The organism is Enterobacter sp. 200527-13 (assembly GCF_027924865.1).
GTDB classification, from domain to species: domain Bacteria; phylum Pseudomonadota; class Gammaproteobacteria; order Enterobacterales; family Enterobacteriaceae; genus Enterobacter; species Enterobacter ludwigii.
Map to the genome: position 1 here is coordinate 98286 of NZ_BSCM01000004.1, position 13255 is coordinate 111540.

Sequence of the window (13255 nt, forward strand, 5' to 3'; positions counted from 1 at the left end):
CCGTTTGTTTTCGCCCCTCCGGCCCCCGGCGCAACCGTAACTGACCCGCTAACGCATAACTGACCCGCCTTCGCACCCTGCCACGCTGCCCGTACCGGGACGGCTGACGCCTGCGTGTCGTCTGGCGGTAAGGACCCGAACGATGTATGCAAAATCCTTTATGGCTCTGGACGGCAAGGGTCGTCTTACAGGGGCCAGAACCGCACAGACCGCGCCGTATGACCGCTATATCTGCCATCTGTGCGGCAGTGCACTGCAGTACCACCCTGAATACCAGACTCAACGCCCGTGGTTTGAACACCGGCACGACGGGCTGACGGATAACGGGCGACAGCACTGTCCGTATGTCAGGATGAAACCCAAAGAGACCCGTTGTCACCGGCAGCTGCAGGGCTATGTACCGGACGTCCGTCCGCTGGTTTATAAATCTGACTGGCACTGTACCGGCTGCGACAGTGAGTACCACGGTGAGCGCTACTGCCTGACCTGCCGGACCGGTGAACACAGCCGTAAAAGCGCCGATGCGGGCAACCTTTCAGCAGAGGTGACGACATGCGTATGCTGAAGTGTTACCTGGCAAATGACCGTGAAGGGCATTTTGTGACTGCCGGTGAGGCGATGAGCGTACCGGGTCAGGTATGGAGTTGTGCGTCCTGTGGCTGTCGTCTGATACTGCATGCGCAGACGTACGGGGAGCCACCGTGGTTTGAACATGACCAGCAGACCGTGGCCCGGCATGTGCTGATGAATTGCGTGCATCTCGACCCTGAAGTGAAGGCGGAAGCCCGGCACAACAGGCTACGGCGCCTCATCGGCGGGCTGGATACAACGGTGATGTCGCTTGCCTGGTACTGCGTGTGGTGCGGCGACCATTATCAGGGCGTGAAGCATTGTTCCCGGTGCCTGACCGGTATCTACAGTATCGAAGAAGCGAACTGGCAGATGAATTACTGCTGTAACACACATCCCCGGATAGCCCTGTGAGGGCTTTTCGCATCTGACAGACCCTCCTGTTTGCCGGCGTTCTGCCGGCTTCAGCCAGAAGAGATAATTCCCATGAATAACCCTTACACCGGCGCAACAGCCGGTAACGCTTCGAATGCGGCGAATACACGCACGTTTCTACAGCAGGCGGTTGACTATTACCCACGGCTGGTGGCATTCAGCTTTACGCTGGTGTTGCCGTACCGTGAAACCATGACCGAATATCGCTCGCTGATTTTACGCTTTCACTCTGAGGTCTGGCACCGAACGGGTGAATACTCACAGGAGCGCCAACTGGCGCGTAAGTGTTCACCGCCGACGCTGTTACGCTGGATATGGGAGGCGGCCAGTGCACCAGAATGCAAAATGGTGCTGATGATGAATCTTGATACGCTCGGGGCTGCACGTCATTCGCCGCTTATTGAAAGCGTTCAGCAGACAATGGGCGAAATACTCAATGATGCATGGCAAGCGGTCACCGGTGTCGATCACGATGCCATCTCCAGCATCAAGCCGATCATCGTTAACCGCTCTGAGCGCGGGGTCTTCACGACACCATTTAACCAGCTTAACGCGCTGGTGCAGGCTATGGCGGTGCCGGTGGCGACAGCCAGAACCGGCGTAATCAATGCATGAATACAGGGGCATCATGACCCTACGACTATGGAAGCGTCAAGGCATGGCATCCGGTTGAACGGAGCGCGCGCTCCAGGGTATTCACGCCGGATATACCCTGACAGTATCGTTAATCCTGCAAACATAACCCGCATTCCCGATATCTCGCCGGCAGACCGGCGCAGGTTTGTACCGCCCTCCCTGTGGTTGCCAGCCCCTTCATTATCAATCAGACATGACTGTTAACATCTGGATATCATGCGAAACGCATTGTTAACACAGAGTCATTGCAGGGTTAATTTTCCGTTCGTACTATTCACCGCTTTATGGACAGTGTGGCGGCATATTCCACAACCGGGAAACGCAGGCGTATGCCCGCCTGCCAGAGCGACGGATTAAATAACGTGCACAGACCACGCTGGCTGACCAGAGGCGTACTGCGTTTTCCCCCGCGCTGTTACCCCTTACTTTACCCGCACGTTATCAGGACCGCTTCAGGAGAGGCGCATCAATGGAAATCGATTTATCAGATACCACGGATACCGACAGTACATTCCTCGACACGTCCTCACTTCCAAAAGTCGACCCGCCTGAACAAAGCCCCCCGGGTAGCGAGGTCTGCGCCTCCGTGCCGCAAGACAAATATGACGGTTTCTTCAGTGACGTCTCCGGTCCCGATGACAATGACCCGGATTACCGCTTTACGCTGCGTGGCAACAGCCCGAATCCCATTATCGATGCCGCCACGCCCCTGCTCGGCATGGTTATCCGTATCCGGACGCTGACCCTGTATGACGATGTCACCCGACTTTATCAGCAGGTTTCAAATGAGATTGAGGTCATTGAGCAGGAGCTGAAGCAACAGGGGTATGAACACCGGGTGTTGCAGTCGTTCCGTTACATGCTGTGCACGTATATAGACGAAGCAGTAATGAGCCATGAATGGGGGAGCCAGAGCGAGTGGGCGCAACATTCTCTGTTATCGCAGTTTCATGGCGAGACCTGGGGTGGTGAAAAGGTGTTCACCCTTCTCAATAAATTGCAGACTGAACCGCAGCGTTACCGGGACATTCTGGAATTTATTCTGCAGTGCCTGATGCTGGGCTTTAAAGGGCGGTATGCCGTCAGCCCGCAGGGCGACAGTGAGCTCCGTACCCTTACCCGACATCTTCATCATCTGCTGTACCCACAACCCGTGTCCCGTCCCCCTGTTCGCTATGTTGACGGAGCACAACCGCCTTCCGGCACCTGGCCTCTGCCGCGACAATGGCCGCTGTGGACCATCCCGTGTGCAGGTCTGTTGCTGGTAGCGGGCATGTTCAGCGTCTTTCACCATCTTCTTCATCAGCAGACGCTTGATATACTCCACCGGTTAGGGGCACTGCTGAAGTGATCCGCATGATATCCGTACTGAGAAAAAACGTGACCAGGGCGTTCAGACCGTCATGGTGGCTTGCCGCGCTGGTGCTCTGGAGTCTGGTCCTGGTCGCCGCATGGTGGGCTGGCCCTCGCCTGGTCATTCAGGAAACGGCTCCCCTCATAGGCCTCTGGCCCCGCCTGCTCTTTACCCTGTTCTGGTTATGGTTGCTTTGTGTCGTGGTCCTCTGCCGCCTCTGGTTCAGAATACGCCGGCAACGGAAAGCACCATCACAGCCGGATGCCGTTGAAAAACAACAGCGTTTCCTGAATGCGTGGCTGGGCGCTCAGGAGCGACAGTCTGCTTCCCGCGACAATAAGCCGTGGTTTCTGATGCTGGGGCTTCCCCGCAGCGGTAAAAGTAGCCTGTTGCAGCGGGCCTGCCCGCTAAATAAACTCAATGCCCGTCTGGACCATACGTTAGCGACGTTGCACAAAAGCCAGAAGATCGATTGCTGGCTGGGAGATGAGGCTGTCATTGTCGATCCTGACGGGGATTTGCTGTTTCAGCCTCAGATGAACGGAGAAGACGCAAGCCCTGATGCCCGACTCTGGCACCATCTTCTTCACTGGCTGACGACCCGCTGCCGCCGACAGCCGCTCAACGGTCTGGTCCTGACGCTGGATGTGGCGTGGCTCTCCACCGCCGGTGTCACCCGCCGACGCCACTGTGCGCAACGGCTGCGTGAGCGCCTGCGGGACATTGCATCGGCCATGCATACCCGCCTGCCGCTGTATGTGGTGCTGACGCATGTGGATAAGCTGGACGGCTTCGGCGCGTTCAGTCAGCAACTCGATCCTGCCGCCCGCCAGGCACTGCTGGGCGTGAGCTTCACGCCGGAAAACCCGCAGGCCGGAGGCTGCTCTGATGATATTGCCGCCTTTATTGACCTCTGGCTGAACGACCTGACCGGATTTCTGCACGACACGTCACTGGCACATACCGGCAATGACTCAGCGGTCAGCGCCTTTCTGTTTATCCGGCAACTGGCGGGGCTGAAACCGTTTATTCAAACGCTCCCCGAAGAGATCGTGCCGGACGACAGTACAACCTTGTTTCCGCTACAGGGGCTGTGGCTGAGCTCGGTTTATCAGCAGGGCGTGCCGTCTGATGCTTTTGCGGATGCGGTATCCCGCCGTTACGCCCTTCCGGCCCCCCTTTATACCGCCACGCAGGGTGACTCCACCACCTGTTTTGTTCGGGACTTCTTCACCCGGATCGTGTTTCCGGGAGCCGGTCGGGCCGGAGAGAACCGGCAGTATCTGCGAGCCCGCCGTCGGCATATGGCGATACTGTCAGGCGCAACTCTGCTGCTGGTGCTCTCAGCCCTGTCACTGCACCATTTCTACCGGCTGAACGCATCGGCAGGTCACCATGTGCTGACTCGCGTACAGCAATTCAGCGCAACAGACGAACGGGGCACATCGCAAACGTCCCTTGTCAGCCAGCTACCGCGCCTGAACCTTATCCGCGAAGCCACCCTCTCTTACGGCGATTACCGTAGCAGACAAACTCTTCTCGCCGACATGGGGCTGTATCAGGGCAGCCAGATTGGCCCGTTTGTGGAGAGTGCCTGGCTGAAGCAGTTGCAGTCTGATTTTTTGCCTGCCGTGATGGCGGGGCTGGTACAGGATCTGCAGCAGACCCCTCCTGCGAGTGAGGCCAGAATGTCGGTACTGCGCGTCATGCGCATGACGGAAGATGCGTCCGGGCGCAGCATTCCGCTGGTCGAGCAGTATATGGCGCAGCACTGGCAAAAAGCATTTCCTGAACAGGGGCACGTCCAGCAACAGCTGATGCAGCATCTGGATTATGCCCTCCGGCATACCGACTGGCATCAGGCGAGGGCCCGGAAGGACACGGCGGCCATTGCCGCCTGGAAGCCCTTTGCACAGCCGGTTGCACAGGCGCAGCGCGAACTGAGCCGTCTTCCACCGTATCAACGGGTCTATCAGGCTCTGCTGTTGCAGGCCGCTTCGACGCTGCCACCGGCTCTGCGGGTGCAGGATGAAACAGGACAGAGCTTCGACAGCGTGTTTGTGCTGCGTGATGCGCATGCCGGCACGGTACCGCGTTTGTTCACCTGGTCCAGCTACCGGGATTTTTTCCTTAACCAGAATAAAACGCTGTTTGATTTAACCGGGCTGGATGCGTGGGTGCTGGGGCAACATGAACAGGTTCAGCTCAGCGAGGCCGATCGCAGTGAAATTCAGCGCCAGGTGAGCGATCGCTATATCAGTGACTATACCGATCACTGGCAGACGCTGTTATCCGCGCTGGATATTCAGCCCTTTGATTCACCTGAGCAGGCGCTGTCGGTGCTGAACACCATCACCGGCGATGAACAGCCTTTCCGGCATATCGTCTCCCTGCTGAGCGATAACACTGCCATTCGTCCGTTAACCGGAAAGGATGAAGCGCAACAGCGTGACACCCTGCGCCGGATAGCGCGTCCGTTCACCCGACTGGACGACACCCTGAAAGGTCACGGGGATAACGCATCTCAGCTTCAGGAACTGAACCAGAAGCTTACCGCGCTGGCACAGTGGCTGGAGCAGATCAACGGTGCCGGTGATCCGGGGGCGGCTGCCTTTAAGGCCCTGCAGTTGCGCCAGAGCGATCCGTATAAAGATCCGGCCTTCAGCCTGCAACAGACTGCGCGGGAGCTGCCTGCGCCACTGGATCGCTGGGTCAGCCAGATTGCGACGCAGGTTGCCGGTGTCACCACAACGCTTGCCATGTCATCCCTCAACCAGGCGTGGAATGAGCAGGTGCTGACGCCGTTTAACGACACCCTGGCTGACCGCTATCCCTTCAGCCCGATCTCTTCGCAGGATGCGTCCCTGTCTGAAGTGACCCGTTTCTTTGCCCCCGGCGGCACGCTGGACAGCTTTTACCTGACGCAACTCAAACCGCTGCTCGACAGCGGCGTGCTGAAACAGGAAACGGGCAACGCCAGTCTGCAGGAGCTGATACGCCAGCTTGCGCAGGCGCAGTTGATCCGGGATGCGCTGTTCAATGCTCAGGGGCAGCCGGAAGTGCATTTAACTATTGAGCCGGTTGAACTGACCACGAATAAACGTCGTGGCGTGCTGAACCTGGATGGTCAGCGGATGGACTACAGCCACGGACGGCGGCAGAAAGTGCCGCTGGTCTGGCCGAACGCCCTGCGTGACGGGGCGGAAAGCAAACTCACCCTGATACCGGATGACGGCACCCGCTCACCGCGAAGCCTGGGCTTTACCGGACCGTGGGCGATGTTCCGCCTGCTGGATGCGGCCAGCAGGACGCAGGTCACTCGGGGTTCGTTTGATGCGCGCTTTGGCGTGGATGACGGTGCCATGACCTGGCGGGTCTACAGCGATGCGGACCACAGTCCGTTTGCCACGGGTCTGTTCAGCCGCTTCCGGCTGCCGGAGACGCTTTATTAATACCGGCCCGCGTAAAGACAGTCATACCGGGGCGGGCAAACAACACAGCAGACAGAGCAGGAGCGTTATGTGACAGAGAGCAACGGATTACGCTTTACCGTTAAGGTGGGCACGTTACCGGAAAGCACGTTTGGCGTGGTGGATTTCACGCTTGAGGAACGGCTGAGTGACCCCTTTGCACTGAAAGTGAGTCTGGCAAGTCCGCAACCCGGCATTGATTTCGGGGAGGTGCTGGACCAGCCGTGTGAAATGAAGGTCTGGTACAACGGCGAACTGCAGCGGCGGGTCAGCGGTATCGTCAGCGATTTTGCGCAGGGGGATACCGGGTTTCGGCGTACCCGCTATGAAATCGTCGTGCGACCGGCACTGTGGCGCACCGGGCTTCGCACCAACTGCCGGATTTTCCAGGTGAAAAAACCAGAAGAGATCATCGGAGAAATTCTGGAGGAAGCGGGTATCCTGGACTATGCCTTCTCGCTGCGTCAGGACCACGCCGCCCGCGAATACTGCGTCCAGTACCGGGAAAGCGATCTGGATTTTATCACCCGCCTGGCCGCTGAAGAAGGGATGTACTTCTTCCACGAGTTTGAAGCGGGTAAGCACAGGGTAGTGTTTGCCGATCATGCCGGTGCCGTGGTGAATAAAGCCGACCCACTGTTCTTTAATCTGGCAAACCAGGGGCTGGAACAGGGGGCCTATGTCCGCCAGTTCAGCTACCGCGAAGCCGTAAAGACCTCATCCGTGGAGCTGCGGGACTACAGCTTTAAAAATCCGGCCTACAACCAGTCACACAAGAAAATCAGTAACGATCTGGCGCATCAGCGCCAGACCTATGAGCACTACGACTATCCGGGACGTTACAAGGGGAACAGCGGCAAAGCCATCAGCGCGTACCGGCTGGATGCCCGGCGGGCCGGAGCCATGATCGGACAGGGGACGTCAAACTGCGCGGACCTGCGTCCGGGGCTGCAGTTTTTGCTGTCAGAGCATCTGAATGAGGCGTTCAATGCCTGGTGGCAGGTGGTGTATGTCAGGCATGAAGGCAAACAGCCGCAGGCGCTGGAAGAGGAAGCCGGTGACCAGGCCACCACCCTGACCAACACCTTTGACGTGATTAAAAGTGGCAGCGTCTGGCGCACGGAAATGAGGGCGCGCCCGATGGTGGACGGCCCGCAGATAGCGACCGTCACCGGCCCGGCGACCGAAGAAATCTACTGCGACGAATACGGGCGCGTGAAGGTAAAGTTTCCGTGGGACCGCTATGGCAACAACGATGACCTGAGCTCCTGCTGGGTGCGGGTGAGCCAGGCCTGGGCGGGCGGCCGTTACGGCATGGTGGCACTCCCGCGCGTGGGCCATGAGGTGGTGGTGAGTTTTCTGGAAGGCGACCCTGACCAGCCGATTATCACCGGGCGCACGTATCACGCCACCAACCTGGCCCCCTATCCCCTGCCGGTGAACAAAACCCGCATGGTGCTGCGTTCGGACACGGTTCAGGGGAAAGGCTATAACGAACTCTCCTTCGAAGACAAAGCCGGGATGGAGCAAATCTACCTGCACGGGCAGCGGGATATGAACGTTGATATCCTGAATAATGTCAATGAAATCACAGGGAATGATAAAACCGGACACATCAAAAATAACCTGTTTACCACCGTCGATAACGAATATCGTCTGCTGGCTAAACAGGATATCTCAGTGAATGGCGGTGCGGATATTCATCTGCAGGCCAGTAACAGCCTTTACGCGCAGACTCAGCAGGACATGCGCCTGATGGTCGGGAAAAAGGCGGTGATTGAATGTGGTGAATCGCTGACGCTGATCGTTGGCGGTCACTGGATCACCATTGACCCTACCGGCATCACCAGCAGCGACATGATTGGCCTGGGCAGCGGTGCACCGGGACGGGTGGGCGACTGGAACGGAAAATTGCCGGATGTACCGGGAATACCCGCTGAGCCCCCGCCGCCGACACCGGCTGCGCTGTTGCCGGTCACCGGTGAGCTGAAACCGCTGTGCCTGAGCTGCCTGATGAAGGCGGCCAGCAGCGGACAGACGCTGGTCATCAGGGGGCAGGGCTGATGCAACATCTCACCACAGAACAACTCGCCGATATTCCGGCAAAGCGCCTGTACGCGCTGGTGTGCGGTCTGCAGTATGACCGTGCTTTCGGGCGTGAACTCAGTTATGACAAAGAAACCACCTTACCGTTGTTCAACACCTTTCCCGACACACAGATTGCCTGGGCCGGACCGTGGCTTATCAATATTGCGGAGGTGCCCGAACGGGAGGATGAGCTGATTCAGCTGGAGCAACAGTTCCCCGCCGTGTCGTGGCTGGAGACCCGGGCGGATTTTACCGTGATGGCCGGTCATCTGGCTTCCCTGCTCAATATCCGGCTGGATGACGGTCAGGTGGCGCTCTTTCGTTATTACGACCCCGGTGTGCTGCATTCGATAAACACCCTGTTATCCGAAGAGCAGCGTACGCACTTTTTAACCGGGATTGAGCAGTGGCATTACCGGCATAACGGCGAGCATTTTACGCTGACGCCTTTTGATACCGTGCAGGAGAAACGATGAAATTCAGTACAAAGCAACTGCAGGCGGTGTCTGCACGGGAAGATGAAAAATATATCGACGGTATCGTCCGCGAGGCCGAAGCGGATACCCGTTTTGAGCTGAAAGACCCGGCCACGCTGAAGACGCGCTTAACCGGTGCGCTTCAGTATGCCCGGCAGATACACCTCGATGAGCCGAACCTGCTGCATTCATTTTTGTATATGGAAGCCTGCCAGCCGGGGCTGACGGCCTCACCGGCAATACGCAAGGCTCTGGAAGAAACGGACGACCCGAATCAGCGCTGGCGGGACATGATGAACGCTGCTGTCAATTTAGCCAAAAGGAAATCATAGCGTATGCTTTTTGTTATACCGGCCCTGGTGGAAGGGGCAGAAGCACTGGCCGCCGCGCTTGGCATCACCCTTGGTGCAGGTGCGGCAGCTCAGATGGTGAATGAGGGGGAAAAAGAGGACTCCGCCGGGAAAGTGACGGCGGCGGAATCCACGAAGCCCTGTGAGAAATGCCCGGCTATCCCCTGGGTTTCGCCGATTCAGGAGCCTTTTAACGGCAGTGAAACCAGTCTGAATTATCAGATGCGGATCTGCGGCACCTACAGTATGCACAACAGCGATGGGACAACCACCGTAGAAGAATACGCATTTCGGCATCCGGGACTTGCTAACCCGTCGAAGCAAGTGAAGTTTGATGGGTGGAAACCGGCTGAGTGCCTGTTTTTAGAAGCTAAGGGGCAATATGATCAGTTTTTTGATAAGAATGGCAATCCCTGGTACACGGGAGCAAAAGATGTGGAAAGGCAAGCTGGCAGGCAGCAAGAAGCTATAAATCTATGTGATGATATCCCTGATTGCCACTGGCATTTTATGCAACCAGTCAGCTACGCCTACTATAAAAAAATATTCAAAACGTATTCTAATATCACCGTATTCTACACGCCATAGGAGCCTATAGTTATGTCAAAAATAGAATTGACTTTTTTTATAAAAGAAAAAGAGATAACTATTGATGCCGTTGTCAATACTATTCAAAAACTCGCTGATTGTCATTCATGTTTGCATGGCTCTGTGAATTGGTATTTGACAGGAGAATCAAAAGAAGAGGCTATGAAAAAGAAAGTCCTGCATGATGGTAAAGTGACAGAAGATGCGCATAGACTTATTTTAGATGACGTTAAAGACGACTTCCCTTTAACAATCACTCATCTGTGGAATGAATACGGTGATGTTATACGGATTACAAATAATATTCAGGCCGATAAGACTAATTTCTGCTATGAATTGACTTGCAATACAAATACTGAAGCTGAAGCAATGAACTTTGCTTCACAGATTGTATTAAAAATAATCGATAAAATTGAACCACACATCATCCACCTGGAAACGAACGATTATAGTCTTCATGAGTCAATGGTCTTCCCGGACCGTCTTCCTGTCGGCTGGATGTTCTACATCGATAAAAGCTACGATGAAAAGACGCTGAATCTTCCTAAACAGATGCATTCTATCAAACGGGATGGACAACCTGTTGGTACGTTATTCGTGACCAAACGAGATTTCTTTGATGGCTCCAACAAGGCTGATATCACGTTATCCAACGATCTTGAGATCGCGCTGGTGGCCCATGACATTTTGCCAACGTACAAAAAAATATTCTGATGGTTAAAGGAAATAAATCACCATGATATTTGCAGTAATACCTGCATTAGCAGAAGCCGCAGAAGCACTGGCCGCCGCGCTTGGCATCACCATTGGTGCTGGCGCGGCAACTCAGATGGTGAATGCGGGCGAGAAAGAGGACTCCGCCGGGAAAGTGACGGCGGCGGAATCCACGAAGCCCTGTGAGAAATGCCCGGCTATCCCCTGGGTCTCGCCGATTCAGGCACCGTTTAGTGAGAAACAAGAAGTCAGTCTGAATTATCAGATGCGGATCTGCGGCACCTACAGTATGCACAACAGCGATGGGACAACCACCGTAGAAGAATACGCATTTCGTCATCCGGGCCTGACAAACTCGACAAAGCAAGTGAAGTTTGATGGCTGGAAACCGGCTGAGTGCCTGTTTTTAGAAGCTAAGGGAAAGCTGGACCAGTTTTTTGATAAAAGCGGTAAACCCTGGTACAAGGGGGTTTTCGATACAGAGAATCAGGCTAAAAGACAGCAAGGGGCACTGAATCTGTGTGATGGTATTCCAGAATGCCACTGGCACTGTATGCAGCCAGTCAGCTACGCCTACTATAAAAAATCATTAAATATGCTACCTAATATCACTGTATTCTACACGCCATAGGAGCGCTAAATTATGCGAGTAATGGAGCTGACTATCTTTATAAAAGAAGTTGCTAACAATCCTGGTGACATTCTTAACAGATTGAATCAGATAGTTGAACTGTATAATGGAATATGCGGCAAAGAAAACTGGTTCCTGCCTGGAGAATCAAAAGAAGATGGCATGAAATGGAAAATTTTTCATGACGGAGTGGTGTCAGATGATGCCATGCTACTTATGACAAATTATCTGAAAGATGATCTTCCGTTTGTTACATCTGCAATCTGGAGTTTGAATGAGGACTCAATTAAATTTGGGAACTATATACAAGGTGATGTAAATAAATTTTCATACGAAATAAATCATTGTTATAAAAATGAAGCAGAGGCAATGAATTTCGCGTCTCAATTTGTATTGAAGATAATAGATAAAATATCACCGCACATCCTACGATTGGAAACAAATGGATACAGTCTACATGAATCTCAGGTATTCCCGGACCGTCTTCCTGTCGGATGGATGTTCTACATCGATAAAAGCTACGATGAAAAGACGCTGAATCTCCCCAAACAGATGCACTCCATCAAACGAGAGGGTCAACCTATCGGTACGTTGTTTGTAACCAAACGAGATTTCTTTGATGGTTCCAACAAAGCAGATATTACGCTATCCAACGATCTTGAGATCGCGCTGGTGGCCCATGACATTCTGCCAACATACAAAAAAATATTCTGATGGTTCAAAAACATAAACATCTTACCTTTGTGTAGGCTGTTCGTGTGACAAATGAAAAAGGAACTCTGAATGTCAACCGGTTATTTTTTGAGAAAGTACGACAGGACAACCTGCGGCGGGGTAATTTATCCCAGCCAGGATAAGTGTAAGATTCTCGGACTGCCAGTAGCAAGGGCTGGTGATTCTGTCACGTGCGGCAAGGACGGCAAGGTTTATCAGATTATGGGGTCCGTTCCCCAAATGTCTTACAAAGGTATCGGTCTGGCTGGATCCATCCACAGTAAGAGCACTTGCTCCTGCATGGCGGAATTACTTCCCTCCTGTGAAAAAGCAAAATACAGCACCGATCACATGGTCCTGAGCCCTTCTGCCATGCGTGCTTCAGTATTTGATTTAGGTACGCCACAGCATGCTCAGGCAGCACATAAACCCGTGAAACATCAGGAAGATAAGTTATCTTCTACTTGTGCCTGTGATCGGGACATTACAATGGATGAGTTTAAAAAGATCGCAACAGGCTGCACAAATGAAACTGATTTAAAAAACTATCTTGATTTGCTGAATCTCTGGATGCCCTGGAATGGAATATCCACTTGCCGGGCTAAAACTCATTTTCTGGCTCAGGCATGTGGAGAAACGGGTAATTTCAGTACGATGACTGAGTCAGGAGGTAGCAAAAAACCTTATGCACCTTATTTCGGAAGAGGAATAATGCAGCTAACAGGTGGAGCTAACTATCTATCATACGGAGTAGAATGCGGGAAAAATCTCACCGATGAGAAAAACAAGGGGTACGAATTGGTTTCAAGTTTACCTTATGCATTTCTATCAGGGTTTTGGTATTACTGCACTAAAACAAAATGTCAGGATTATGCTGATGCAGATGATTTTAATAAAGTTGTTGCCGTCATTAATGGTGGATTCAATGGATATAATCAAAGATTATCCCGATTTAATGCAATAGCTAATATATTGGAGTCTGAACATCTCTCTTTATTGGAGGAAGAGAATAAATTCTCTTTTGAGAAGAGTGACATTTATAAAAATCCAATACAATCATTTTTATGGGGAAAATGGCATGATCCCAAAGTCACTAAATGTACAGGAACGGATAAGAATGAAGATGAAGCTAAAAAAGGCTATGCCAGAGCTAAATACTTAAGAGATGAAAGAAATAAAAAAAGACAAAGAAAGAAGATGATTGCCCGGTTAAAGCCCCGATAGGGGCT

At 53.5% G+C, this 13255-nt stretch carries 13 protein-coding genes; all 13 read left to right on the top strand.

What is annotated here, in order from left to right:
• Positions 1-142: 142 nt before the first annotated feature.
• Entirely contained in the window at positions 143-565 is a 423-nt protein-coding gene (locus QMG44_RS15215; protein WP_281853181.1) for a putative zinc ribbon protein, read from the top strand.
• Positions 553-984: a putative zinc ribbon protein gene (locus tag QMG44_RS15220; protein ID WP_281853182.1), complete on the top strand. Its 432-nt coding sequence runs from the start codon at positions 553-555 to the stop codon at positions 982-984. The genes QMG44_RS15215 and QMG44_RS15220 overlap by 13 nt, the downstream gene beginning before the upstream one ends.
• Positions 985-1056: 72 nt before the next feature.
• Complete coding sequence (locus tag QMG44_RS15225; protein WP_281853183.1) at positions 1057-1620, top strand: DUF3296 domain-containing protein; 564 nt, start codon at positions 1057-1059, stop codon at positions 1618-1620.
• 490 nt (positions 1621-2110) lie between these two features.
• Positions 2111-2992, top strand: a complete 882-nt coding sequence (gene icmH / locus QMG44_RS15230; protein WP_281853184.1) for a type IVB secretion system protein IcmH/DotU — start codon at positions 2111-2113, stop codon at positions 2990-2992.
• Positions 2993-2997: 5 nt separating this feature from the next.
• Complete coding sequence (tssM, locus tag QMG44_RS15235; protein ID WP_281853185.1) at positions 2998-6447, top strand: type VI secretion system membrane subunit TssM; 3450 nt, start codon at positions 2998-3000, stop codon at positions 6445-6447.
• Positions 6448-6516: 69 nt separating this feature from the next.
• Positions 6517-8529 (top strand): type VI secretion system tip protein VgrG, encoded by a 2013-nt coding sequence (locus QMG44_RS15240; protein ID WP_281853186.1) that lies wholly within the window; start codon positions 6517-6519, stop codon positions 8527-8529.
• Entirely contained in the window at positions 8529-9029 is a 501-nt protein-coding gene (locus QMG44_RS15245) for a DUF4123 domain-containing protein (RefSeq protein ID WP_281853187.1), read from the top strand. The genes QMG44_RS15240 and QMG44_RS15245 overlap by 1 nt, the downstream gene beginning before the upstream one ends.
• A complete protein-coding gene (locus QMG44_RS15250; RefSeq protein WP_281853188.1) occupies positions 9026-9361 on the top strand; it encodes a hypothetical protein in 336 nt (111 codons plus the stop codon). Before QMG44_RS15245 ends, QMG44_RS15250 begins: the two co-directional genes overlap by 4 nt.
• 3 nt (positions 9362-9364) lie before the next feature.
• Positions 9365-9967: a Tox-REase-5 domain-containing protein gene (locus tag QMG44_RS15255; RefSeq protein ID WP_281853189.1), complete on the top strand. Its 603-nt coding sequence runs from the start codon at positions 9365-9367 to the stop codon at positions 9965-9967.
• Positions 9968-9979: 12 nt separating this feature from the next.
• Entirely contained in the window at positions 9980-10681 is a 702-nt protein-coding gene (locus QMG44_RS15260; RefSeq protein ID WP_281853190.1) for an Imm52 family immunity protein, read from the top strand.
• Positions 10682-10703: 22 nt separating this feature from the next.
• Entirely contained in the window at positions 10704-11312 is a 609-nt protein-coding gene (locus QMG44_RS15265) for a Tox-REase-5 domain-containing protein (RefSeq protein ID WP_281853191.1), read from the top strand.
• Between the two features lie 12 nt (positions 11313-11324).
• Entirely contained in the window at positions 11325-12026 is a 702-nt protein-coding gene (locus tag QMG44_RS15270; protein ID WP_281853192.1) for an Imm52 family immunity protein, read from the top strand.
• 69 nt (positions 12027-12095) lie between these two features.
• Positions 12096-13250, top strand: a complete 1155-nt coding sequence (locus tag QMG44_RS15275) for a PAAR domain-containing protein (protein ID WP_281853193.1) — start codon at positions 12096-12098, stop codon at positions 13248-13250.
• Positions 13251-13255: the final 5 nt, after the last annotated feature.

Coding starts and splice junctions, on each gene's coding strand:
- QMG44_RS15215 (WP_281853181.1), top strand. CDS start 143: ATGTATGCAAAATCCTTTATGGCTCTGGACGGCAAGGGTCGTCTTACA.
- QMG44_RS15220 (WP_281853182.1), top strand. CDS start 553: ATGCGTATGCTGAAGTGTTACCTGGCAAATGACCGTGAAGGGCATTTT.
- QMG44_RS15225 (WP_281853183.1), top strand. CDS start 1,057: ATGAATAACCCTTACACCGGCGCAACAGCCGGTAACGCTTCGAATGCG.
- icmH (WP_281853184.1), top strand. CDS start 2,111: ATGGAAATCGATTTATCAGATACCACGGATACCGACAGTACATTCCTC.
- tssM (WP_281853185.1), top strand. CDS start 2,998: ATGATATCCGTACTGAGAAAAAACGTGACCAGGGCGTTCAGACCGTCA.
- QMG44_RS15245 (WP_281853187.1), top strand. CDS start 8,529: ATGCAACATCTCACCACAGAACAACTCGCCGATATTCCGGCAAAGCGC.
- QMG44_RS15250 (WP_281853188.1), top strand. CDS start 9,026: ATGAAATTCAGTACAAAGCAACTGCAGGCGGTGTCTGCACGGGAAGAT.
- QMG44_RS15255 (WP_281853189.1), top strand. CDS start 9,365: ATGCTTTTTGTTATACCGGCCCTGGTGGAAGGGGCAGAAGCACTGGCC.
- QMG44_RS15260 (WP_281853190.1), top strand. CDS start 9,980: ATGTCAAAAATAGAATTGACTTTTTTTATAAAAGAAAAAGAGATAACT.
- QMG44_RS15265 (WP_281853191.1), top strand. CDS start 10,704: ATGATATTTGCAGTAATACCTGCATTAGCAGAAGCCGCAGAAGCACTG.
- QMG44_RS15270 (WP_281853192.1), top strand. CDS start 11,325: ATGCGAGTAATGGAGCTGACTATCTTTATAAAAGAAGTTGCTAACAAT.
- QMG44_RS15275 (WP_281853193.1), top strand. CDS start 12,096: ATGTCAACCGGTTATTTTTTGAGAAAGTACGACAGGACAACCTGCGGC.